The organism is Parashewanella curva (genome assembly GCF_003675895.1).
In the GTDB taxonomy this organism is placed as follows: Bacteria; Pseudomonadota; Gammaproteobacteria; order Enterobacterales; family Shewanellaceae; genus Parashewanella; species Parashewanella curva.
Genome location: NZ_ML014756.1, coordinates 112591 through 135471, shown reverse-complemented (window position 1 = coordinate 135471; position 22881 = coordinate 112591). Strand labels below are relative to the sequence as shown.

Here is a 22881-nt window from a genome sequence, read left to right as displayed (position 1 = left end):
TGTTACGCCCTCTACTGGTTTCCAAACGCTGCTGAAACTGCACTAAGGAAGGATCTTGAAAATACATACAAGCAAAACCACTCATGACAACATCATGATGAGCATATTGAGACGCAGAATTCTTTCTTGAATCTGTGCTTGCATTGATATGCTGAGACAAGCTCTTTCTGAGAGAATTAAAACTCAGGTGTTTTTTTTCTTGTATTCGTGAAGCCATGCTAAGCACTGTACTTTTTGATTAAAAATAATGCCCTATATGGTAATACAGAAATCACTGATAGTTTGTGATCTATTGGCTATAGTTGTTGTGATCTATCGTTGTATGTCAGGTTTTCGCTTTACGTTTGTGCGAAAAGAAAATTTTAACATTTCTTTTATGTATTGAATTTTAAGGATTTATTCTTTAACCGAGAATTGCTGGAAGTTTCTTTAAGTTTGCGGTTTTTCGCTTACGATTTAAGCACCTATAAATTGCAATAAGCAATAATTGGTTTGTATTGCAAAACAAGGTTTATCCAATTCCCACCATTACTTTTTCAGTCTTATGCTATTTTTAAATAGCTAAATATTTTTTTCATACCTTTCATCAATTAAGAAGTTTTTGGGTTTTATGGACAAAACACATTCAAAAAATCAGTATCTACGCCGTGGAAGCATACTGATGCTAACAACTTTTGCGCTAGGTTTTATTATGGCGTATGCATTCAATGTCGCACTTTCTAATATGTTAGGCCCTGTTGATTATGGGGATTATAAAGTCGCCGAAGCCTATATTGCTCTTGGAAGTCTTGTTGTGATGATGGGAGGCTCCCGTGCTACTGCGAGCTTTTTATCAAAACAAATTAATGATGGCTCTGGTGAAGGTGTATGGGAATACGTTCGCTTTTATATTGTATTATCTACGGTTCTATCTTTAGTGCTTTTATTTTTGATCTATGCAGTACACCATTACCACCTTTCATTATTCCCTGAAAAAGAATACCACCCTCTCATTATTGCAAGTCTTGCTCTGCCCCTTGTTGCCATGGCGGCATTATTCGGCGGTATTTTGCAATTAGCGAAACATTTGAACTTATCTTTTCTTCCTTGGCGAATTGGCTACCCCGGTTTACGACTTCTATTGTGTGGTGGATTCTTCTTAATTTTTGGCTCCCTCGATGATTTTGAAGCTGTTGCCCTTACGTTAATTGCTGCATTTCTTATTGCAGTATTTTGTGCTTATCACACTCTTCGTTTAGGGTTAATGCCACTAAAGCGAGATAAAAACTTTGTAAAGCCTATTGAGTGGTTAAAAATATCCACTCCCATGATGATGATCATTGCCCTACAAACGTTTATGAGACAAGTCGATATTTATATGATTGAGTTTCAGTTGGATGAAATGTCTGTAGGGCATTATGCGGCAGCCATGACATCGGTTTCAGTAATTAACTCAGTACAGTCGGCTATTTATGGTTTAATCATTCCTCTAATTATTCCTACGCTCGAATCTGGAAAAGCAGCAATCATTCAAATGAACCGTAAAGCATTCTTTATTCTCTTGAAAACGGTTATACCAACTTTTTGTTTACTCGGTCTATTCGGTACTCAGCTTCTCAGTGTTTTTGGTAATGACGTAGAAAACACATACATTTGCTTGATGACATTAGCAGCTGGTTTTTGTATCTACGGCATTAATAGCGCTAGCGTTTTATGGCTTCAATATTCAGGTCAAGAAAGGTGGTTAATGTATAACTTAATGATCACCTTAGGGATAAACGCAACACTAAATTATATCCTTATCCCACGAATGGGAATTGAAGGGGCAGCTATTGCCACTTCACTTTCTTTGATCATTTCAACCATTATTGTGGTAGTTAAACTTAAAATGCACTTAGGCTTCTTCCCTTGGACGTCGCCAGAGGAAAAAGGTGAAGTAGAATCAGCCTAGATGTTCTGATCATTAGCATCTGATCTCAGGAAGTCCTCGCCAACTCGTAGTATATTGCGGCGTTAAAAAGTTTCGCCGCATTCCCCATTTTACTTGAGTTCCTTGAGCGGAAACAAATACAGTATCCCTGCCATAACGCTGATTAATGCTATCCATCACTCCCATCAGTTCTGGTTTGTCTATAGGTTTATTGAATAAATCCAGCTGTTGATGGCTCATATCAACTAAATCTAATAAACCAACACCAACTTTGTAATAACGAACTCCATTTTCAAAAAGTTGCTCAATTACTTGAGATACAGCAGCACAAATCTCCATGGAACAATTCGACGGCCTAGGAAAACTTAATAAGCGTTTAAAAAAACGCGGTTGCTTATCATGAGGAGAGCTGTGAGCAAATATTAGCATTTGGGTACAACCAGAACCCTGCTTACGAGCTTTAGCCGCTGCAATACCTGCATGTTTAGATAATGCTTGATGTAACTCTGCTTTACTGGTGATTCGGTTACCCACGCTGCGAGTAGAAAAGATTTGTTTACTGTCCGCTTTTACCTCATCCCAGTGTTTGCAACAAATACCGTTCAGTTCATTAATGGTGCGCTCTACTTCAACACTAAATTGTTTTCTGGCTAACTTAGCGGGCATATTAGCAAGCTCATAAGCTGTATTTATTCCTAGCAACCTAAGTTTTGCAGATAACTTGCGCCCTATTCCCCACACATCTTCAACATCGGTAAGCTGTAAAAGTGAGGTAATGCAGGAAATAGAGTCTAATACGCACACACCGTTATATACTCGATGTTTTTTTGCAGCATGGTTTGCAAGTTTGGCTAAGGTCAATGTTGACCCCATTCCTACGCATACTGGCAGTCGAGTTTCTTTCCACACTGTTCTTCTAATCAACTGTCCATGCCGCACTAAATCAGGAATTGTTTTCGTGGTGTTTTTAAGCGATAAGAAAGTTTCATCAATTGAATATATGTGCTGTTCAGGTGCAAAACGCCCAATGGTTTGCATCAATTTGGCAGATAAGTCGGAATACAGCTCATAATTTGACGAACAAACAATAATCCCTTTCTGTTCACATAAATAGCGGGCTTGAAAATACGGAATAAACTTTTTTATTCCGGCTTCTTTGGCAAGACGGTTTGCTGCCACAATACAGCTATCGTTATTACTTAGCACTATGATTGGCTTACGGCGCCAGTCAGGTCTGAACACGGCTTCCGCAGAACAATAAAAGCTATTAGCGTCAACAAGGGCAAACATTGATTAGACCAACAATGAGCTAACGCGATGGCAACGAATTGAGCGAACTATGACTCCTTCGATAGAAAATTCATCATATTCATTTACTGTAATTGCTTGATATTGTTCATTGGCAGAAAGCAGAAGCTTACGGTTAGAGTCATAAATCTTACAGACAAATTCACCATTAAGATTAGCCACCACAATATCCATATGCCGACGATGAACGTGCCTGTCGACAATCAAGATATCATTATCGAAAATTCCGACACCTTGCATGCTATCTCCTTTCGCACGGCCAATAAAAGTCGCACTAGGATGCTCGATAAGCAGCTCATCTAGACTTAATGCCAGCTGTGAATATTCTGCAGCTGGGGATTCAAAACCTGTTACTCCCGCTTGAGCATATATAGGAATTATCTTCATATATCGACATACTGTTCATTTATACAGTATATATTAGCAAGGATTATTAGATAAGGTAAAGTTCAAAATAAATTGCGGTGATGAACGTAGATAAAGCTTATGGGCGTCCCTCATCATTAAAGCTGTATTCTTTTTCTACTCTAACGATGCGAGTTGTATATTCTGAATACCACTTTTCCTTACCTAATTGTTGCGCTTGCATATGATTTTGATTGTTTTTCCAATCTTTTATTGCTTGTAAGCTTTCCCAGTACGATACGGTTATTCCTATAGACTCGCGAGCAGACTCCACACCAAGGAATCCCGGTTGTTGTGCCGCTAACTTCATCATGTGATTTGCCATATCTGCATAACCATCTTCAATGCTAGATCTCACTGAAGTAAAAATCACTGCATAATAAGGTGGCTTTGGTGTATTACAAATTAGACTCATAACACTGCCCTTAATCCGGTTGAATAAACTCTAATATATGACTAGATTGTGGTGGACTAACACGACCTGTGGTGATCGCTTTTATCATATGTTCTATGACAGGGCTTGCTACTCCATGTTTATTATCAAGAAAGTAACTATGCCCTTTTAAATCAAACTTGTTATTAAAATTATCGCAATCAATTTCATAAACATTCTTTGGTAACTGTTTTAAATCATTAGGTCCAGTCATTCCCATTCGACGCGATAAACATTTATGACGCAAATTAGCTAACTTCGAAGCAGGCATAGCCAAGTCATCTCTGGCGAAATAAACACATAGATTGCGCGCTGAATCGCTCAAGTGGTGACCAGGTTTGTCAGATTCTAAAATTTGATTATCGACATCAGCTGCAACCATAAAAATATTTCGAAATAGTAATGGCATGTTATTCGCGTTATATTTTGACGCCCAACCAGCTATGGCATTCACTAGCAATCGACTCCCCATGGAGTGAGCTAATACATTCATCCGCTTAAAGCATGGGTGCTGTTGTTGCTCGGCTTCTCGACGCCATTGCTCAAATTTACCCAATAGTCTTGAAAAAGCTGGGCCACTGGCATCAGCAGCATCTTGATCATCCCAATAATCATCAATAAAGGCTAATGCAGAGTCATCATCACACGGCCAAATAATTGGGATAACTTCCACCAGCTGTGATGATTGCTGATTAATTAAATTTTGAAGCTTATTGGCATTTTCAAAGACATCTGGCTCCATATTGTTATTAAAGCCATGAATGTAAAATAAAAGCTGAGTATGAGCAGGTAAAGATTTTAAATACTGAAAGAAATCATGATGAAGAATTTCGGTATATTCATCTGTATTATGGCGCTGACAAAAATACAAGTACTGTGATACGGCAGTATTTTGATAATCAAAACTGATCCGTCTACCTTTTCGGGAGCGCGCCGACTGTTTTGGAGTTCGGTTGGTAATAAATAACAAGTTAGTATCCCTTTGCCAACATATTTAACAATCGATCTTATGGTGGTTTTGTGAGCAAGGTCAACTTAATTTAAAGAGGTAAACCTAAAACACAACCTTTGCTATTGATAATGATTCGCATTGTGAATACTATCTATCTCTAAGTCGATAAGTAGAAGAATAAGAGATTAGAGTATGTATGTTTGCGTTTGCCATGGAATAACTGAAAAAGATATACAGCAGGCCATAAATAATGGTGCAGAGCATGTTAAAGAACTACGTGATTCTTATGATTTAGGCACCGATTGCGGTAAGTGCCTCTACCTAGCTGCCAAAATAATGAAAGATAATAAAACAGACCTAAATTACGACTTAGCTAAGGCAGTGTAAGCATTTTAATATAGGGGCATGATTCTTATCCTTTCAGCCTCTTCATCCAATTCAAAAATATTCACACAAATACTGTTTTTATAAAAAACAGAAATCAGTTTAATTCTCATAAAGGTTTATTCTTTTTTATTATAACTCACTTCATGCCAGTTATATTCATTGGTTCTTGGCAAACACCTTAAAAAAGCTTTATAACATCTCACGAAATACTCTTATCAAAAATCTTGAAGCAAGGTTGTCGATATGAAAACAGATCAAAGTATTATTAAAGCGCTCAACAAGGTTCTGACTATAGAGCTTACCTCCATCAATCAGTATTTTCTTCATGCTCGAATATATAAAAACTGGGGACTCGAAGAGCTCAATGAAAAAGCTTACTCGAAATCAATTGAAGATATGAAACAAGCTGACGCCATTATAGAGAGAATATTGTTTCTTGAAGGCTTACCCAATCTACAACATCTAGAAAGATTGAGAATCGGAGAGCATACCGAAGAAATGCTCAGCTGTGATTTAGCCTTACAAATGGAACAAATCCAGTTATTGAAAAAAACCATTGAGTATTTTGAACAACAACAAGACTTTGTCTCCCGAGAGTTATTGGAATCGATTCTTGATTATGAAGAAAACTACATAGACTGGATTGAGACACAAATAATGCTTATCAGTCACATTGGTATTCAAAACTACCAACAAGCCAATCTAGAGCATTAGGGAGTGCAATTATGCAAGGTGTAGCTAAAATCATTAAATTACTCAATAAGCAGTTAATCTTAGAACTCACATCAATGGATCAATACTTAGCGCATGCCAAGCTCTATGAAGATTGGGGCATCGATAAACTTCACGCTAAATTAACACATGAATATGAAGAAGAATTAGCTCACGCTAAATCGTTAATAGAAAGGATCATTTTCCTAGAAGGACGAGCCGATACAGCTTCTAGAGAAAAAATTAATGTCGGAAACAATGTAAAGCAAATGCTTGAGTATGATTTGGAAGCTGAGCAACAAGTAGCCAAAAGTTTAAGAGACATTATTGCTGAATGCGAAGCTGAAGGCGATTTTGTCAGCCGAGAAATGTTAGAACGTTTACTTAATGATACTGAGATGGATCATATCTATTGGCTTGAGCAACATCTTGGGCTCATCGAAAAAATCGGTATTAAAAATTATATTCAATCACAAATGACTGCATCACCTTCCATGTAGTTATTTGTAAATAATTCTTCATTCTGCCCCTAGTTTCAAATTTCCACACAACCTTTGCATTTGCAAAGGTTGTTGTTTTTATTGGATTTTATGGAAAATTTGCAACTTGCTTCTAGACTTAAAAGAGTAAGACACTTCACTATTCTTTTGGGGGCATTCATGAGCATTTTCGAGCAATATCAACAACGATATGAACACAAACGAGACGAAGAGTATACGCTAGAAGCATTTCTTGAAATGTGTAAGGAAGATCCAAGCTTATATTCATCACCTTCAGAAAGATTACTCGCAGCCATTGGCGAACCAGAACTCATCGACACATCAAAAGACTCTGTGCTAAGCCGAATATTTAGTAATAGAGTCATTCGACGTTACCCCGCCTTTTCTGAGTTTTACGGCATGGAAGAAGCTATTGAACAAATAGTTGCGTACTTAAAACATGCAGCACAGGGATTAGAAGAATCCAAACAAATCTTATACCTGCTTGGACCAGTGGGCGGTGGTAAGTCATCCCTAGCCGAGAAATTAAAGGCATTGATGCAGCAGCAACCCATCTATGTGTTAAGTGCAGATGGTGTACCGAGCCCCGTAAATGATCATCCATTTAGCTTATTTACCGCAGATGAAGACGGAAAAATACTTACGGATTCTTACAACATCCCTACCCGCTACTTAAAAACCATCATGTCGCCATGGACCGTAAAACGCTTACATGAATACGAAGGCGATTTATCTAAATTTAAAGTAGTAAAAATGTATCCTTCAATATTAGATCAAATCGCAATCGCCAAAACCGAACCAGGGGATGAAAATAATCAGGACATTTCATCGCTGGTGGGTAAAGTAGATATCAGACAACTTGAACACTTTTCTCAACACGATGCTGATGCCTATGCATATTCTGGCGCCTTATGTCGGGCTAACCAAGGCTTGATGGAGTTTGTGGAAATGTTTAAAGCACCGATAAAGGTGTTACATCCACTATTGACCGCTACTCAAGAAGGTAACTATAACGGTACTGAAGGGTTATCAGCATTACCCTATAATGGAATAATTCTCGCTCACTCAAACGAGTCAGAATGGGCCAGCTTTAGAAATAATAAGAACAATGAAGCTTTCTTAGATAGGGTTTATATCGTCAAAGTCCCCTACTGCCTAAGAGTTTCAGAAGAAATGCACATCTACGAGAAACTGCTTGCGAACTCAGAATTAACAGAAGCACCATGTGCACCGTCGACATTGGAAATTTTGGCTAAATTTGCCGTGCTTTCACGGATAAAAGTGCCAGAAAACTCGTCAGTATATTCAAAAATGCGGGTATATAACGGTGAAAGCCTAAAAGATACCGACCCTAAAGCTAAATCATTTCAGGAATACCGAGATTTTGCAGGTGTAGATGAAGGGATGTCTGGGTTATCCACTCGATTTGCTTTTAAAATCTTATCTCGTGTATTTAACTTTGATCAATCAGAAGTCGCTGCAAACCCAGTACATTTATTTTATGTACTCGAAAAACAAATCGAGCAAGAGCAATTTGCAAAAGATGTGGGTGAGCGTTACTTAGAGTTTTTAAAAGGTTACCTAATCCCTAACTATGTTGAGTTTATAGGGAAAGAAATCCAAACCGCCTATCTTGAGTCCTATTCTGAGTATGGACAGAACATTTTCGATCGCTACGTAACTTATGCTGATTTTTGGATTCAAGATCAAGAGTATCGTGATCCTGAAACCGGGCAACTGTTTGATAGAACAGCATTAAACACAGAACTGGAGAAAATTGAAAAGCCAGCCGGTATAAGTAACCCGAAAGATTTTCGTAATGAAATTGTCAACTTTGTATTGAGAGCTCGAGCCAATCATGGCGGCAACAACCCTCAATGGACCAATTACGAAAAGCTTCGAACGGTGATTGAAAAGAAAATGTTCTCAAATACCGAAGATTTATTGCCAGTTATTTCCTTTAATGCCAAAACCTCTACTGACGATCAACGGAAGCACGATGACTTCGTGAATCGAATGATGGAAAAAGGCTATACCAAGAAGCAAGTTAGATTACTTTCTGAATGGTATTTAAGGGTTCGTAAGTCATCTTAACAGTGCTAACCAGAACCCATAAATGACACTTGTCGTTTATGGGTTAACTGACAAGATCTGGCTGAATGGTCGGGTGTATTCAAGCTCTATGATTACAAGGAGTGACTATGGCGAACTTTATCGACCGTAGGCTTAATGCCAAAGGCAAAAGCACAGTTAATCGACAGCGATTCATCGAGAGATACAAAAAGCAAATAAAGCAATCGGTTAATGATGCAATCACTAATCGAAGTGTTACCGATGTTGACTCTGGAGAAAGCATAAAAATCCCGACGAAAGATACCAATGAACCATTTTTTCATCATGGTGATGGTGGTATTAGGGAGCAAGTTCATCCAGGTAATAAGGAGTTTGTAAAAGGTGACAAAATTCCTAAGCCACAACAGGAACAACAAGGCCAAGGTGAAGGTGATGCATCTGACTCTGGTGAAGGACAAGATAATTTTGTTTTTCAGATATCTAGAGATGAATATTTAGAGCTATTATTTGAAGATCTTGAGCTACCTAACTTACATAAAACTGATAATGCCAAAATTGTGGAAACTCAATTAAACCGTGCTGGTTATACAACTGACGGAGTTCCCACCAACATCAATATTGTCAGATCGTTAACCGCCTCTTTGGGGAGACGAATCGCGCTCAGTGCAGGCAAAAAACAAGAATTGCATAAGAAAAAAATCGAACTCGCAGAGCTATTAGAAATTCCTGGTGCAAGTATTGACGAAATTAATGATAGACAGCGGCACATTGCTGAACTAAAAAAAAGAATTAAGAAAGTACCCTTTATTGATACGTTTGATCTTAGATATAACAATTACAAAAAACATAACGTACCAACCTCTCAGGCGGTAATGTTTTGCTTAATGGATGTATCGGGCTCGATGGATCAAGCGACAAAAGACATTGCTAAACGATTTTACATCTTACTTTATCTATTTTTAACCCGTACTTACGAAAACCTAGAAGTGGTGTTTATTCGGCATCATACCCAAGCTAAAGAAGTCGATGAGCAAGAATTTTTTTACTCACAGGAAACTGGCGGAACCATTGTTTCAAGCGCGCTTAAATTGATGCATGAGATACAACAACAACGTTTTCCAGATAATGAGTGGAATATCTACGTCGCACAAGCCTCAGATGGAGATAATTGGGCTGACGATTGCAGCAAATGTATAGATATGTTGAGTAAATCAATTTTACCTGTGTGCCGCTATTACTCATATATAGAAATCACACAGCGGGCACATCAATCACTATGGCGACAATACGAAAAGCTAGAAGCCGAACTAGATAATATGGCAGTGCAACACATCAAAACTGTGGATGATATTTACCCTGTTTTTCGGGAGTTATTTAAAAAGCGCGTTGTATAGCTAAATCAATATAAAATGACGTACTCAGCTGGAATTAAAAGAAATTTAGGCAAGGCAAATCGGTGAATACATAGTTATTCTACGTTGAGACGATTTAACGCAGCATTAATTTCTTTTAAGCCAGCCTGTTAGGAGCTTCTGTGGAGGCACACTTTTTTCTTACATCAATTTATAAGGTATCTACATTATTGCATTGATGCGCCTCAAATTGTGCCTCCACAGAAAGCTCTGAGAATGTCATTTTATATTGAATTAGCTATATAAGGGATTCTAATTATGACAGAGCAAACATTACCATTAAGTGATGGTCCTGAATGGACTTTTGAACTGATCGAAGAATATCAGCACCATATACGCGAGGCCGCTAAACATTTTGGGCTTGATACCTACCCTAACCAAATTGAAATCATCACCGCTGAACAAATGATGGATGCATACTCCGCGATAGGTATGCCAGTAAACTACACTCATTGGTCATTCGGCAAAAAATTTATTCAAACAGAGCAAAACTATAAGCGTGGCCGTATGGGCTTAGCTTATGAAATAGTGATTAACTCTAACCCCTGTATTTCATATTTAATGGAAGAGAACACCATTACCATGCAAGCCTTAGTTATGGCTCATGCTTGTTATGGTCATAATAGTTTTTTTAAAAATAATTATTTATTTCAAACTTGGACGGATGCTAGCTCGATAATTGACTACCTAGTATTTGCTAAAAACTACATTGCGAAGTGTGAGTTAGAACAAGGAACGACAAAAGTAGAAGAAATACTAGACTCTTGCCATGCCCTGATGAATTATGGTGTTGATAGATACAAACGCCCTTCTAAATTGTCGATTCAAAAAGAAAAAGAGAAGCAAAAACAGCGAGAAGACTATTTGCAAAGTCAAGTAAATGACCTTTGGCGTACCTTACCAACCACAGAAAAAAGCTCTACATTGAACCAAGAGCAAAGATTCCCACCAGAACCGCAAGAGAACATTTTGTACTTTATTGAAAAAAACGCGCCACTATTAGAACCATGGCAGCGCGAAATCGTAAGAATTGTCCGTAAAGTATCGCAATATTTCTACCCTCAAAAACAAACACAGGTAATGAATGAGGGGTGGGCTAGCTTTTGGCACTATACATTACTTAATCATTTATATGATCAAGGCATAGTAACCGATAGATTCATGCTAGAGTTTTTAGAAAGCCATACAGGCGTGATCAAGCAACAAGCATTTGATAGCCCATATTATAGTGGCATTAACCCATACGCCCTTGGCTTTAATATGTTTATGGACATTAAACGGATCTGCCAAGAGCCTACAGAAGAAGATAAGCATTGGTTTCCTGAATTAATAGGAAAAGATTGGTTGGAGACCATACACTTCGCAATGAAAAATTTTAAAGATGAAAGTTTTATCAGCCAATACTTATCACCAAGGCTCATTAGAGAATTTAAACTTTTCGGGGTAATCAATGACTCTGAAAAGGATCACCTTACGATCTCAGCCATTCATAATGAACAAGGCTATAGAGAAATCAGGCAACAGTTATCGCAGCAATATAACTTGTCGAACCTTGAGCCCAATATTCAAGTACACAAGGTAGAAGTAAATGGGGATAGGTCGCTGACCTTGCGTCATGTGCCATACAATAAAATGCCATTAAATGATGACCACCAAGAAGTGCTTAAACATATGCATAGGCTGTGGGGTTTTGACGTTCACTTAGAAGAGGAAAAGTTTGAAAACGAGGTTGTGTATTTAGGCAGTTGTCCACAACGAAAGAAAACAACTGAGACAGAGCAAGAGAAATAAGAAAAAAGCCCTTATAATTAAGGGCTTTAAACTCAGTTATTTAACTATTATCGTGCGCATACTCTGCAGGAAGATCATCACGAATTTCTGACCAAACTTTACCTGTCTTAATGCCATATTCACGCATCAACAGTGGCACATTCTCAAATTCTCCACTGTCAGCAATAGATTTTAATTGATGATAAAAATCTAAGGCTAATTTTCTCGACTCTGCACAAGTAAAGTAATAACGCCCTACTCGGCTATATAAACCTTTAAAGCCATTTAAAATCAGTACGTAAAGCGGATTACCACACGAAAATGCGAGCTTATGATGCAATTGATAATCAAATTCAGCAAACGATTCGGCATCATCCTGAATTGAATCAACATCGGTTAATACCTCTTTGACCATTTCTGGATTGGTTCTCACTGCCGCACGAAAATAAATGGTGCTAATGTTTGTTCGCGCAGATAGCAACTGATCCACTAACAAGGGAAATCCATCTGGATTTAAGTCTGCGATAGTTTCTAGAATATTTAACCCAGAAGTTTCCCAAAAATTATTTACTTTAGTAGGCTTACCATGTTGAATCGTCAACCAACCATCTCTTGCTAAACGCTGTAATACCTCTCGTAAAGTGGTGCGAGTAACACCTATTAATTCTGATAGCTCACGTTCTGCTGGTAGAATAGACCCTGGTGGAAATTTATTTTCCCAAATAGATCGCACTATATATTTCTCTGCAAAACTCGCAGGGCCCTTAGCATTGATAATCATCAACCTACATTTCCAATAATTATTCGCGTTGTTGGTAACTGATCATACCAGACACGAAGCAAATGAAAACAACTGTTGTGTAATGTTTTTTACGAAATGGTAGTTTTTTTATCGGAAAAATTGTTAAGGCAATGGTATTTTCCAATTGGAAGCCTTAGAATTTTGCAATTCTGCTTTCTTTTTCTCCTTTTTGAGAACTGAGTAGATATATTTGATTTTAGTTTCGTCTAGACTGAATCCCCTGAAAAATAATAAGCTTTGGTCAATTTCCTAAATTCACCAAGATGAAAAAATGTTAGAGAGGAACCTATGCCTGTGACAATCGGTCAGGCGTTTATTGATAACTTCTTAGGGAACTCCCCTAAGTGGTACAAAATCGCGATAATTGCATGCTTGATAATCAATCCACTTGTATTTTACTTTATTGACCCATTTGTGGCTGGTTGGTTATTAGTTATTGAGTTTATTTTCACTTTAGCTATGGCGCTTAAGTGTTACCCATTGCAACCTGGTGGTTTATTAGCATTAGAAGCAATAGCCATAGGGATGACAACTCCATACCAAGTTCTCCATGAAATCGAAGCCAATCTTGAAGTAATTTTATTATTAGTCTTCATGGTCGCCGGTATTTATTTCATGAAACAGTTATTACTGTTTCTATTTACCAAGATCATCACCAAGGTTCGAAATAAAATATTAGTATCCTTGATGTTCTGTGCTTCAGCGACATTTTTGTCAGCATTTCTCGATGCATTAACCGTAATCGCAGTAATTATTGCTGTCGCTGTTGGTTTTTACTCTATTTATCATAAAGTTGCCTCTGGTAAAAACTTTAGTGATAACCATGACCATACTGGTGAAGATCACCATTTGAATGAACAAGAGCTAGAAGATTTTCGCGGTTTCTTGCGTAATTTGCTGATGCATGCGGGTGTTGGTACAGCGCTAGGTGGCGTATGTACTATGGTTGGTGAACCACAAAACTTGATCATTGCAGATAAAGCACATTGGGAATTTGTAGAGTTTGCAATCCGCATGGCGCCTGTGACAGTTCCAGTTCTTGTTGCCGGTTTATTAACTTGTATGCTTGTAGAGAAGTTCAAAGTATTTAGTTACGGGGTTCAATTGCCTGATGCCGTGCATAAAATTCTTTCTGATTATGATCAATACCAAGATAAGAATCGTTCCAACAAAGAAAAAGTAAAATTGATCGTTCAGGCAGTTGTCGGTATTTGGCTGATTGTTGGATTGGCATTGCATTTAGCAAGCGTAGGTCTTATTGGTTTATCTGTAATTATTTTAACTACAGCATTCAACGGTGTAACTGACGAACACGCTCTAGGTAAAGCGTTTGAAGAAGCGTTGCCATTTACAGCCTTACTTGCCGTGTTCTTTGCAGTTGTAGGCGTAATTATTGATCAACAACTATTCGGCCCTATCATCACTTGGGCATTAGAATTTGAAGGCCATGGTCAGTTAGTTATCTTCTATTTAGCTAACGGATTCCTCTCGATGGTGTCGGATAACGTATTTGTTGGTACGGTTTACATCAATGAAGTTAAAGCCGCTTTATTGAATGGGCAAATAACTCGTGATCAATTTGATTTATTAGCAGTAGCAATCAATACGGGTACAAACTTACCATCAGTTGCGACTCCAAACGGTCAAGCAGCATTCCTGTTCTTATTGACCTCTGCAATCGCCCCACTCATTCGTTTATCATATGGACGTATGGTATGGATGGCATTACCGTATACTATTGTGCTTTCAATCGTTGGTGCATTAGCGATTCAACTAGGTTGGTTGGAAAACTTAACCCAGTATTTCTATGATACGCATCTATTGATGCATCATTCTGTTAAAGAATTACTGGACACAACCGCGACTGCTCATTAATCTGATACTAAGGTATTAATTTTAATGAATTAAGCCCCAATTATGGGGCTTTTTTTTGCCAATCACGTTATCTATGGAGTTATCAGTGAAGCATCTTGTACAATTTACGCAGCAGCGTTTATCTTGGGGCTTGTTAACCCTGAGCGCCTTAGCTCTCGAAGGGTGTGCACTTTATTTTCAATATGTAATGAAGCTAGATCCTTGTGTGATGTGTATATATCAAAGGCTTGCCATTTTGGGAATTGCGCTTGGCGGAATAATCGGTTTAAGTAATCCACAATCGAGATTATTGCGTTGTCTTGGTATTGTTGTTTGGGGTGTTAGTGCTTCCTGGGGCTTAAAAATAGCCATTGAATTAGTACAAATTCAAGTAGAGAATAACCCATTTTCTACCTGCTCATTCCTCCCTGATTTCCCTTCTTGGATGCCGTTACATGAATGGCTACCATCAGTATTTATGCCCACGGGTATGTGCGGTGAATCACAATGGATGTTTATGGGAGTAACTATGGCTGAATGGATGATAGTTGTATTTGCCATTTATTTAGCAGCGTTTGCGCTATTCTTTCAGCCATCTCTGAGTAAAACAATCAAAAAAGGGTTAAGTTTTAAGTAATTCCTTATTCTATCGAGTCGAGTGGCCACATTACGATGTGGTCCTCAATATCTCGAACCCTTTCCTCATTAATTACTTTCTTAGAAGCAGACATTCCAAGCTTATGCATTTTTTTCTTATTGCCAGTTACCAATGGATGCCAACTTGGTAATGGCAAACCATTATATAAACGTTTATAAGCACAAGTATCTGGTAACCAGTCTAACTCAGGCAAATTCTCAATGGTGACGACCGTACAATCTGAAACAAAATTAAAACGAGTTTCGTATTGGGTACAATTACAGTGTTTAGGATCCAGCAATTTACAAGCGGCATTGGTGTAATAAAGTTCATCTGTTTCATCATCAATGATTTTATTTAAACAACACTTACCACACCCATCGCAAAGAGATTCCCATTCTTGCTGAGAAAGGTCAGCTAATGATTTTTGCTCCCAAAAAGCCATACTTAACACCACTTATAAAAAAGGCTGAAGATTCTACTATAAATCTTCAGCCCTTGCAGAGGTATAACTCTAACTCAGAAACCTTTAATTCTTTTATTGAGACGTTCTGACAGATACATAACTGAAAGTAAACGATAGTCATCCATTTGCGGCCATTTTTCCATTACATCAAAATTTTTGTATGTAAGATAATATCGCCCTTTGGAGTTAGGAACTTTTAAAAGCTTGGCTTGAATATCTGCTCGATTTGGAAGCGGACGACCGTTAAATTTGGTCAGGCCCAGTTCTGACCAAAATTTAAAACTATGAGCTTTCGAAAAATCAAAACTTTGATCTAAGCCTCGACTTAACTTAACTTGCCTGCCCCAAGTGGCAGAGTGATCCCAGCCTTGCTTATATAGAAAGTTTGCGATGGTCGCAAAGCTATCTAAATGATTATGCCAGATATCTTTTTTGCCATCTTTATCCCAATCTACTGCATATTGGTTATAAAAGCTGGGAGTGATGGACAGAAATCCTAAATTTCCTTGAAAGTCACTACTGATTTCTTCAAGGGATACATGCCCAGATTTTACAGAGGCTACCACCGCGACTAACTCTTGTTTGAAAGGGCTAGTAGGATCACTATAAGCTTTCGATGCATAGACAGATAGAGCGGGATAATCAGGCTTTGAGTCGCCAAAATTAGATAATACTCCCCACAGAGCAACAATAAATCTAGGTTGTACTGAATAGTGCTTTGAAATAGCTTTAAGTTGATCAGAGTAATCTTGATGTTTGCTATACAAGAGTTCAATAGCATCGTTCTGAGAAACTTGTTTTAAGTAGTTTTCAAAAGAGATATTGAACTCTTCCGGCTCAGAAGCGACACCAATCTTTTTAAATTGCTTTATGTGTGGAAGTAATGTTTCAACCTCAGCTTGAGACAAGTTTGCTGTTTTAGCTGAAAGTGTATGTTTTACAAACTCTTTAAAACTGATATCGTTAGCATAGTTATTAATGCTAAAAGTTAATGTGCAAAATATTGACGCCTGTTTTACAAATGAACGAACCATTAGATGCCCTATTTTCCTTGTGTTACCACTGCAACAAACTCATATCGACTTCATTCATAAACAATATCAGTTTGTCTTGAACCGCACTTATTATTTTTTGCTAATTTAAAAGCGATTTCTTCAGTCTCTATTTGAGTTTCAAGCTTAACGCCACTGGTTCAAAACAACAAGTACTTAAATTAAAAGCTTGCTAATCTTCCATTCCTAAGGACTTTCTATGTTGCTCAAGAAGGTTCTCTGTAGGTGGAGGTAATTGCAAGTAAAATCCCTTTTCATTGATGTCCTCTTTTACTTTTTCAATATCAGCTAAAGCCAGTTTTTCTACTTTAATGAATGGTAAAGCCATAACGAAAACTGGAGTGCCAAACATCTTTAATAAAGGTTCAGGAACTTGACTAAAATCACCTTTTTTAGGGATATAAAGATAGGTTTCTTGTTTAATACTACTTTTGTATACAGCACATATCATATTCGGCTACTTACTGCTTGAAAGATAAAGTGCCACACTATACCATGAAGCACTATAAATATAATCTGAATCAGCATTGTGCTGAAGAATTTCAGGAGAAGTAAAGCCGAGATGCTGGAATCTAATCTCGAGTTAAAGGGTTCTTCTTTTACGCTATCTGTACTTCATATCAAAAGTGCTGAGCTTCAAAAGATAAGAATTGAATTAGAAGAAAAACTCGCCATCGCACCACAATTTTTTTTAGGAGCGCCATTAGTTCTAAACCTTGCCGCTGTTGCTGAACAAGATATCAATTTATCAGAGTTAAAGCAGATTCTGATCGAACAAGGTCTAGTGATTGTAGGTGTAACTTCAGGATCTGAATCGCAACTTAGCGCTGCTAAAGATCTTGGACTTGCGGTGATAAAACCTGGTAAAACCGTCGAGTCAAAATTCATCAACGCCCCTAAATCAACTCAAATTGTTAAAAAGAATATTCGTTCTGGTCAACAAATCTATGCAAAAAATGCTGATTTAATTGTTGTTGGTACAGTCAGTAATGGTGCAGAAGTTATTGCGGATGGCAGTATACATATTTATGGCACGTTACGAGGCAAAGCCATGGCTGGGGCGACTGGTGATAATAATGCGGTTATTATTGCTCATAGAATGGAATCTGAATTGATAAGTATTGCAGGTCAATATTGGCTTGCGGAAAATCTCGCCGAACATGATACAGATAAAGCGTGCTGTATTCGGCTTGCTGATGAATCATTACTCTTTGAACCACTCACCTTTTAACAGGTAAACAGGGATAATAACAATGGCACAAATTATTGTGGTCACCTCAGGAAAAGGTGGCGTAGGAAAAACAACATCCAGTGCTGCAATAGCTACTGGACTTGCCTTAGAAGGCCATAAAACCGTAGTCATTGACTTTGACATAGGTTTAAGAAATCTTGATCTAATCATGGGGTGTGAGCGCCGAGTAGTTTACGACTTTGTAAATGTCATCAACGGTGAAGCCAACTTAAATCAAGCTCTTATTAAAGATAAACGCAGCAATAATTTATTTATTTTACCTGCTTCTCAAACTAGGGACAAAGATGCACTCACCAAAGAGGGTGTTGGTAAAGTACTAGAAGATTTATCAAAAGATTTTGAATACATTATTTGTGATTCACCTGCGGGGATTGAGCAAGGTGCAATGATGTCACTTTATTACGCTGACATTGCGATTATCACAACTAATCCTGAGGTCAGTTCAGTACGTGATTCAGATCGAATTCTTGGGATGCTTCAAAGCAAATCCCGGAGAGCTGAACAAAACCTTGAGCCTATCCAAGAATACTTATTGTTAACTCGCTATTCTCCTAAGCGTGTCACCACAGGAGAAATGCTAAGTGTTGAAGATGTTGAAGAGATTCTTGCTATCGAACTTGTTGGTGTAATACCAGAATCTCAAGCCGTATTAAAAGCTTCAAACTCAGGAACACCTGTTATCCTAGATAATGAAAGCGATGCAGGTAAAGCATACTCTGATACTGTAGAACGGTTACTAGGAAATAATGTTCCTCTTCGCTTCTTAGAAGAAGAAAAAAAAGGGTTACTAAAACGGATATTTGGAAGCTAACTTATGGCACTTATTGATTATTTTAGATCGAAGAAAAGCCCGTCCTCTGCTTCATTAGCAAAGGAAAGGTTACAAATCATTGTGGCTCATCAACGTTCCGAACGAGATACACCAGATTACTTTCCAAAAATGAAGCAGGAAATCATTGAGGTTATTAATCGCTACATCACTATCTCAGAAGATCAAGTATCAGTGAATGTAGATCAGAATGATGAAAATCTCTCAGTACTAGAGTTAAACGTTACTCTGCCTGAAGATAAATAAACCATGAATAAAAAAAGCAGTTTTTTAAATAACTGCTTTTTTATTAAACCTCAAGTTTTGAAAGACTCTCTTCCGTCAATCGGCCTCTCCATGAGGTTAAAATTTTCGGTAATCTATCCGGCTGTTTCCAAAGCCAGCCTAAGTATTCGTGAACCATCTTCTTTGAAGCAATTTGTTCAAGTGGCAATGTGTTTTGCTCAGCAACTTGAGTTAAGTGTTTTTTCACCAATTTGAAACTGCCTTTGTAGTCATCTCGGTAAGCGATGGCATCGATTCGTTCTGGTAAGTTATCAAAATCAGCCTGCTGAAAACAAGATAAAACTTGTTTACCATAGCGCCCACGCTCGATGTTGGACATCTCACGTATTTTACTAAAATCCTTAAGGCTTTTCGGCCAGGCTTTAGCTAACGCAATAAGAATATGATCCTTTAGAATAAAACCTATTGCCGTATCTTTTTTAACGGCAGTATTCAGTCGCCAACTTGCTAATGGTTTCAACAAAGCCAACTGTTTAGGGGTTAGCTGAAACGCATTCTTTACCTTTAAATAAGCATTATCAAAATCATGCTCATTAGTGCGCCCTGCCGTTTGTATTTGCCCTTCTTCAAAAACCCATTCATATCGGTCCAACTCAACGAGCTTTTGTTTTAATATAGGGAAGATACTATACAGATAAAAAACATCATTAGCGGCGTAATCAAGTTGTTTTTGGGATAATGGACGCTTCATCCAATCCGTTCTGGATTCACCTTTGTCTAACACAACACCTAGACATTGTTCCACCAGCCGCGCATAACCTAGGCCATGATCAAAACCACATATTGATGCCGCAAATTGAGTATCAAATATAGATTTTGGTTCGACTTGACCATAATGAGCAAAAATATCTAAATCTTCACTACCAGCATGCAACAATTTTATGATGTTTTCATTCGCCAATAATTGCCATAAACCAGATAAATCTTCGCATTTTAGAGGATCTACCAGTGCTAGCGTTTGACCATCGTACATTTGGACCAAGCCCAGCTTGGCGTAATAAGTTCGAGTACGAACAAATTCAGTATCTAAACTGATAATGTCACTTTGTGAAAACTGCGCTATTAAATCGTCAAATGCATTTTGATCTTCGACGAGTACATAGTCGAAACCTAAATCATTGTGCAAAGTTGTAGACATTAACTAACCTGTTTGTTTGCTTCGTCACGTAACTCACGTCGTAAGATTTTGCCGACATTGGTTTTAGGTAACTCTTTTCTGAATTCGACAAATTTTGGAATTTTGTAACCAGTCAGATGCACTCGGCAGTGTTTGATCAAATCTTTTTCTGTCAATTTGTCACTATTAGCAACAACGAAAATTTTAACCGCTTCACCACTGGCTTCATTAGGAACACCTACAGCTGCTACTTCTATAACTTTAGGGTGCAGTGCAACGACATCTTCAATTTCATTTGGAAAGACATTAAAACCTGAAACTAAAATCATATCTTTCTTACGATCGACTATATAGAAGAAGCCTTTTTCGTCCATATAGCCAATATCACCAGTTGCTAACCATCCATTTTCATCGATGACATCTTTGGTTGCTTCTTCATTTTGCCAATAACCTTGCATAACCTGCGGGCCTTTAACGAATATCTCACCGGACTCACCTTGTGGTAACACTTGGCCTTCTGCATCTCTAATTTGAATATCGGTTCCAGGTGCAGGATAACCGATGGAGCCATTGTAGCCATCAAGATCATAAGGGCAACATGTTACTAATGGAGAAGCTTCGGTTAGGCCATAACCTTCTAATAGCCTGCTTTTAGTAATGTTCTGCCATTTTTCAGCAACAGCACGCTGTACAGCCATACCGCCACCAATAGACAAGCCTAACTTAGAGAAGTCTAATCTTTTGAATGCTTCATCATTAATCAGTGCATTAAATAAGGTATTAACACCAGTAAGCACAGTAAAAGGATATTTTGAAAGTTCGGATACGAATGCAGGAATATCACGAGGGTTGGTAATTAATAAGTTATTACAACCTTTTTCGATGAATAACAAGCAATTTACTGTTAGCGCAAATATGTGATAAAGGGGTAAAGCGGTAACGACTAGTTCTTTGCCATCTTTTAGGATAGGTGAATACGCTCCGCTCGCTTGTAAAACGTTAGATACCACATTGCTATGAGATAGCATTCCACCTTTTGATAACCCTGTAGTTCCGCCAGTATATTGTAAAAATGCAATATCATCTGAACTGATTTCAGGTTTTACGTATTGTTGTCTGCGTCCTTTAGACAAAACTTGTCTAAATGGTAACGCCTGTGGAAGGTGGTATTTGGGTACAAGTTTTTTAACGTATTTAACTACAAAATTGACGATGGTACGCTTAGGCGGGCTTAATAAATCACCTAAGCCAGTAATTATCACACTTTTTATAGGCGTTTCATTAACCACTGTTTCTAACGTTTTAGCAAAATTGCTAACTACAACAATCGTTTTTGCGCCAGAGTCATTTAGTTGGTGTTTTAATTCTCTAGGCGTATATAGTGGATTGACATTTACTACTGTCATACCAGCTCGTAAAACACCAAACAAAGCAATGGGATATTGCAAAGTGTTTGGCATCATTAATGCTACTCGGTCACCTTTTTTTAAACCAAGTTCATTTTGTAGATAAGCTGCGAATGCTCTACTGCGCTCTTCTAATTTACGATAGGTTACCGTAGCCCCCATACTTACAAATGCGGGTTGATCGGCATATTTATTGACGGATTTTTCAAACATCTCAACCAGTGAAGAATATTGATTAGAATTGATGTTTGCAGGAACACCTTCAGGTAAGTTATTTAGCCAAGGCTGATTCACAATTGTCTCCTAAGTTCTTTCGAAGAGACAGGATAATAGTCATCCTGTAAAAAATATGATCGTTATTATTGTTATTAAACAGGTTATTATACGCTTGTTTGAATATACTGTATTCATATTCACACAAAAGGACATAAAATCCTAGCTATTCTGGTTATAACTGCTCAATCATAGTGCAAATATGAGCTGCAACGTGTCTAGGATTGTCCATATGAACATGATGCCCCCCTTCACTCGTTACTATAGTTAATTGCCGGAAGTAGTCTTGCAACCTATTAGGCGCATGTTGAAGCTCAGCAAAACCACTTTCACCTAATATCAATAATGATGGGACTAAAACACTATCGATTAAATTTAAGACTTGTGCTTCAGAATATCGCCACGCAGATCCTAGTTTCAGTTTTGGATCGGTTTTCAAGCAAACACCATTATGTGATGGAGTTATATTTCTTGATAGAATCGATAAGCAAAATTGATATTGAAGCTCCGTTAATTTATGACGATTTTTTGCAATAGATTCTAACGATGAATAACTTTTAGCCGTTTTACTTGAATTAGTCAGGTCCCGATGTTGGATAATTGATTGCCTTAGCCTCATTTTAGTTTGCTGTTCATTTTCAAATAATGGACTTAGGGCTTCCACTAAATTTAGGCTAGCCACATGCTCTGGAAATAAGCTGGTATAAATAGCACCAATAATGCCACCGAAGGAATGTCCAAGGATGTGAATCTTGCTTATCGAAAATTGCTCGCATAAATGTAAAACTAGAGAGTCTAAATCAAACACATAATCGGTTAAGTGTAACGAATAGCCCTGTTGTCGATGTTGTGACTTTCCATGCCCCGGCCAATCAATCGCAATTAAACAGTAATCATGTAATAAAGGTGCTAATGGCTCAAAACTGTTTGCGTTGTCTAACCAACCATGTAAAGCGAGAATAATCGGTTTATCTTTGTCTCCCCATTGCCGAGCTGCAAGCTGAATATGTGGAAGGTTAAAAACAATTTCTTTGGCTTTATTCATATT

The 22881-nt window shown here is 37.9% G+C and carries 24 protein-coding genes; 12 read left to right on the top strand and 12 right to left on the bottom strand.

What is annotated here, in order from left to right:
- Positions 1-217, bottom strand: a 217-nt coding sequence (locus D5018_RS21940; protein ID WP_207819196.1) for a hypothetical protein, incomplete at its 3' end; no start/stop codon positions are given.
- Positions 218-610: 393 nt separating this feature from the next.
- Here D5018_RS21940 and D5018_RS03170 point away from each other — a divergent pair.
- Positions 611-1930 (top strand): oligosaccharide flippase family protein, encoded by a 1320-nt coding sequence (locus D5018_RS03170; protein WP_121837537.1) that lies wholly within the window; start codon positions 611-613, stop codon positions 1928-1930.
- 12 nt (positions 1931-1942) lie between these two features.
- Here the strand turns inward: D5018_RS03170 and D5018_RS03165 are convergent, their stop codons facing one another.
- From D5018_RS03165 to D5018_RS03150, 4 genes are all read right to left on the bottom strand, one after another.
- Positions 1943-3199, bottom strand: coding sequence for a Y-family DNA polymerase (locus D5018_RS03165; protein ID WP_121837536.1), 1257 nt, complete (start codon positions 3197-3199; stop codon positions 1943-1945).
- Between the two features lie 3 nt (positions 3200-3202).
- Positions 3203-3604: a LexA family protein gene (locus D5018_RS03160; protein ID WP_121837535.1), complete on the bottom strand. Its 402-nt coding sequence runs from the start codon at positions 3602-3604 to the stop codon at positions 3203-3205.
- Positions 3605-3701: 97 nt separating this feature from the next.
- The gene (locus tag D5018_RS03155; RefSeq protein WP_121837534.1) at positions 3702-4037 is read right to left on the bottom strand and encodes an antibiotic biosynthesis monooxygenase family protein; all 336 of its coding nucleotides are present in this window, start codon (positions 4035-4037) and stop codon (positions 3702-3704) included.
- Positions 4038-4047: 10 nt separating this feature from the next.
- Entirely contained in the window at positions 4048-5025 is a 978-nt protein-coding gene (locus D5018_RS03150; RefSeq protein ID WP_121837533.1) for an alpha/beta hydrolase, read from the bottom strand.
- 174 nt (positions 5026-5199) lie between these two features.
- Here D5018_RS03150 and D5018_RS03145 point away from each other — a divergent pair, with 174 nt between their 5' ends.
- The 6 genes from D5018_RS03145 (at position 5200) to D5018_RS03120 (ending at position 11881) form a co-directional block, all read left to right on the top strand.
- Positions 5200-5394 (top strand): (2Fe-2S)-binding protein, encoded by a 195-nt coding sequence (locus D5018_RS03145; protein ID WP_121837532.1) that lies wholly within the window; start codon positions 5200-5202, stop codon positions 5392-5394.
- Between the two features lie 243 nt (positions 5395-5637).
- Positions 5638-6108, top strand: a complete 471-nt coding sequence (gene bfr / locus D5018_RS03140; protein WP_121837531.1) for a bacterioferritin — start codon at positions 5638-5640, stop codon at positions 6106-6108.
- An 11-nt stretch (positions 6109-6119) separates the two neighbouring features.
- A complete protein-coding gene (bfr, locus tag D5018_RS03135) occupies positions 6120-6605 on the top strand; it encodes a bacterioferritin (protein ID WP_121837530.1) in 486 nt (161 codons plus the stop codon).
- A 159-nt stretch (positions 6606-6764) separates the two neighbouring features.
- Positions 6765-8699: a PrkA family serine protein kinase gene (locus D5018_RS03130; RefSeq protein ID WP_121837529.1), complete on the top strand. Its 1935-nt coding sequence runs from the start codon at positions 6765-6767 to the stop codon at positions 8697-8699.
- Positions 8700-8806: 107 nt separating this feature from the next.
- A complete protein-coding gene (locus tag D5018_RS03125) occupies positions 8807-10072 on the top strand; it encodes a YeaH/YhbH family protein (RefSeq protein ID WP_121837528.1) in 1266 nt (421 codons plus the stop codon).
- Between the two features lie 276 nt (positions 10073-10348).
- Positions 10349-11881 (top strand): SpoVR family protein, encoded by a 1533-nt coding sequence (locus D5018_RS03120; RefSeq protein ID WP_121837527.1) that lies wholly within the window; start codon positions 10349-10351, stop codon positions 11879-11881.
- A 40-nt stretch (positions 11882-11921) separates the two neighbouring features.
- Here the strand turns inward: D5018_RS03120 and fadR are convergent, their stop codons facing one another.
- Positions 11922-12641: a fatty acid metabolism transcriptional regulator FadR gene (gene fadR, locus D5018_RS03115; RefSeq protein ID WP_121837526.1), complete on the bottom strand. Its 720-nt coding sequence runs from the start codon at positions 12639-12641 to the stop codon at positions 11922-11924.
- Positions 12642-12950: 309 nt separating this feature from the next.
- Here fadR and nhaB point away from each other — a divergent pair, with 309 nt between their 5' ends.
- Together nhaB and dsbB are read left to right on the top strand one after the other, a co-directional pair.
- On the top strand, positions 12951-14537 hold the full coding sequence (gene nhaB, locus D5018_RS03110; RefSeq protein ID WP_121837525.1) for a sodium/proton antiporter NhaB: 1587 nt from the start codon (positions 12951-12953) through the stop codon (positions 14535-14537).
- Between the two features lie 85 nt (positions 14538-14622).
- The gene (dsbB, locus tag D5018_RS03105) at positions 14623-15153 is read left to right on the top strand and encodes a disulfide bond formation protein DsbB (protein WP_416351525.1); all 531 of its coding nucleotides are present in this window, start codon (positions 14623-14625) and stop codon (positions 15151-15153) included.
- Positions 15154-15157: 4 nt separating this feature from the next.
- Here the strand turns inward: dsbB and D5018_RS03100 are convergent, their stop codons facing one another.
- The 3 genes from D5018_RS03100 to D5018_RS03090 all read right to left on the bottom strand — a co-directional run bounded on the left by D5018_RS03100 (position 15158) and on the right by D5018_RS03090 (position 17122).
- The gene (locus D5018_RS03100; RefSeq protein ID WP_121837523.1) at positions 15158-15598 is read right to left on the bottom strand and encodes a YcgN family cysteine cluster protein; all 441 of its coding nucleotides are present in this window, start codon (positions 15596-15598) and stop codon (positions 15158-15160) included.
- Positions 15599-15672: 74 nt separating this feature from the next.
- Positions 15673-16653: a lytic murein transglycosylase gene (locus D5018_RS03095; protein WP_121837522.1), complete on the bottom strand. Its 981-nt coding sequence runs from the start codon at positions 16651-16653 to the stop codon at positions 15673-15675.
- 190 nt (positions 16654-16843) lie between these two features.
- Entirely contained in the window at positions 16844-17122 is a 279-nt protein-coding gene (locus tag D5018_RS03090; protein ID WP_121837521.1) for a YcgL domain-containing protein, read from the bottom strand.
- A 111-nt stretch (positions 17123-17233) separates the two neighbouring features.
- On the opposite strand from D5018_RS03090, the gene minC reads away from it, so the two are divergent.
- The 3 genes from minC to minE are packed head-to-tail and all read left to right on the top strand — an operon-like array spanning position 17234 to position 18998.
- Positions 17234-17902, top strand: coding sequence for a septum site-determining protein MinC (gene minC / locus D5018_RS03085; protein ID WP_121837520.1), 669 nt, complete (start codon positions 17234-17236; stop codon positions 17900-17902).
- A gap of 22 nt (positions 17903-17924) precedes the next feature.
- Positions 17925-18734, top strand: a complete 810-nt coding sequence (minD, locus tag D5018_RS03080; RefSeq protein WP_121837519.1) for a septum site-determining protein MinD — start codon at positions 17925-17927, stop codon at positions 18732-18734.
- Positions 18735-18737: 3 nt separating this feature from the next.
- Positions 18738-18998 carry a cell division topological specificity factor MinE gene (gene minE, locus D5018_RS03075; protein ID WP_121837518.1) on the top strand — a complete coding sequence of 87 codons (261 nt, stop codon included), beginning with the start codon at positions 18738-18740 and terminating at the stop codon, positions 18996-18998.
- A 43-nt stretch (positions 18999-19041) separates the two neighbouring features.
- On the opposite strand, the gene rnd is transcribed toward minE, so the two are convergent.
- The 3 genes from rnd to D5018_RS03060 all read right to left on the bottom strand — a co-directional run bounded on the left by rnd (position 19042) and on the right by D5018_RS03060 (position 22878).
- A complete protein-coding gene (gene rnd / locus D5018_RS03070; protein WP_121837517.1) occupies positions 19042-20175 on the bottom strand; it encodes a ribonuclease D in 1134 nt (377 codons plus the stop codon).
- Positions 20175-21854, bottom strand: a complete 1680-nt coding sequence (fadD, locus tag D5018_RS03065; protein WP_121837516.1) for a long-chain-fatty-acid--CoA ligase FadD — start codon at positions 21852-21854, stop codon at positions 20175-20177. Before fadD ends, rnd begins: the two co-directional genes overlap by 1 nt.
- A 154-nt stretch (positions 21855-22008) precedes the next feature.
- Complete coding sequence (locus D5018_RS03060) at positions 22009-22878, bottom strand: alpha/beta fold hydrolase (RefSeq protein WP_121837515.1); 870 nt, start codon at positions 22876-22878, stop codon at positions 22009-22011.
- Positions 22879-22881: the final 3 nt, after the last annotated feature.

Bases quoted from the DNA above. Each gene is read 5' to 3' on its own strand.
- bfr (WP_121837530.1), top strand. From the start codon at position 6,120: ATGCAAGGTGTAGCTAAAATCATTAAATTACTCAATAAGCAGTTAATC.
- nhaB (WP_121837525.1), top strand. From the start codon at position 12,951: ATGCCTGTGACAATCGGTCAGGCGTTTATTGATAACTTCTTAGGGAAC.
- D5018_RS03170 (WP_121837537.1), top strand. From the start codon at position 611: ATGGACAAAACACATTCAAAAAATCAGTATCTACGCCGTGGAAGCATA.
- rnd (WP_121837517.1), bottom strand. From the start codon at position 20,175: ATGTCTACAACTTTGCACAATGATTTAGGTTTCGACTATGTACTCGTC.
- D5018_RS03165 (WP_121837536.1), bottom strand. From the start codon at position 3,199: ATGTTTGCCCTTGTTGACGCTAATAGCTTTTATTGTTCTGCGGAAGCC.
- D5018_RS03125 (WP_121837528.1), top strand. From the start codon at position 8,807: ATGGCGAACTTTATCGACCGTAGGCTTAATGCCAAAGGCAAAAGCACA.
- D5018_RS03120 (WP_121837527.1), top strand. From the start codon at position 10,349: ATGACAGAGCAAACATTACCATTAAGTGATGGTCCTGAATGGACTTTT.
- fadR (WP_121837526.1), bottom strand. From the start codon at position 12,641: ATGATTATCAATGCTAAGGGCCCTGCGAGTTTTGCAGAGAAATATATA.
- D5018_RS03090 (WP_121837521.1), bottom strand. From the start codon at position 17,122: ATGATATGTGCTGTATACAAAAGTAGTATTAAACAAGAAACCTATCTT.
- D5018_RS03160 (WP_121837535.1), bottom strand. From the start codon at position 3,604: ATGAAGATAATTCCTATATATGCTCAAGCGGGAGTAACAGGTTTTGAA.
- bfr (WP_121837531.1), top strand. From the start codon at position 5,638: ATGAAAACAGATCAAAGTATTATTAAAGCGCTCAACAAGGTTCTGACT.
- D5018_RS03155 (WP_121837534.1), bottom strand. From the start codon at position 4,037: ATGAGTCTAATTTGTAATACACCAAAGCCACCTTATTATGCAGTGATT.
- D5018_RS03095 (WP_121837522.1), bottom strand. From the start codon at position 16,653: ATGGTTCGTTCATTTGTAAAACAGGCGTCAATATTTTGCACATTAACT.
- minC (WP_121837520.1), top strand. From the start codon at position 17,234: ATGCTGGAATCTAATCTCGAGTTAAAGGGTTCTTCTTTTACGCTATCT.
- D5018_RS03130 (WP_121837529.1), top strand. From the start codon at position 6,765: ATGAGCATTTTCGAGCAATATCAACAACGATATGAACACAAACGAGAC.
- D5018_RS03060 (WP_121837515.1), bottom strand. From the start codon at position 22,878: ATGAATAAAGCCAAAGAAATTGTTTTTAACCTTCCACATATTCAGCTT.
- minD (WP_121837519.1), top strand. From the start codon at position 17,925: ATGGCACAAATTATTGTGGTCACCTCAGGAAAAGGTGGCGTAGGAAAA.
- D5018_RS03100 (WP_121837523.1), bottom strand. From the start codon at position 15,598: ATGGCTTTTTGGGAGCAAAAATCATTAGCTGACCTTTCTCAGCAAGAA.
- D5018_RS03145 (WP_121837532.1), top strand. From the start codon at position 5,200: ATGTATGTTTGCGTTTGCCATGGAATAACTGAAAAAGATATACAGCAG.
- minE (WP_121837518.1), top strand. From the start codon at position 18,738: ATGGCACTTATTGATTATTTTAGATCGAAGAAAAGCCCGTCCTCTGCT.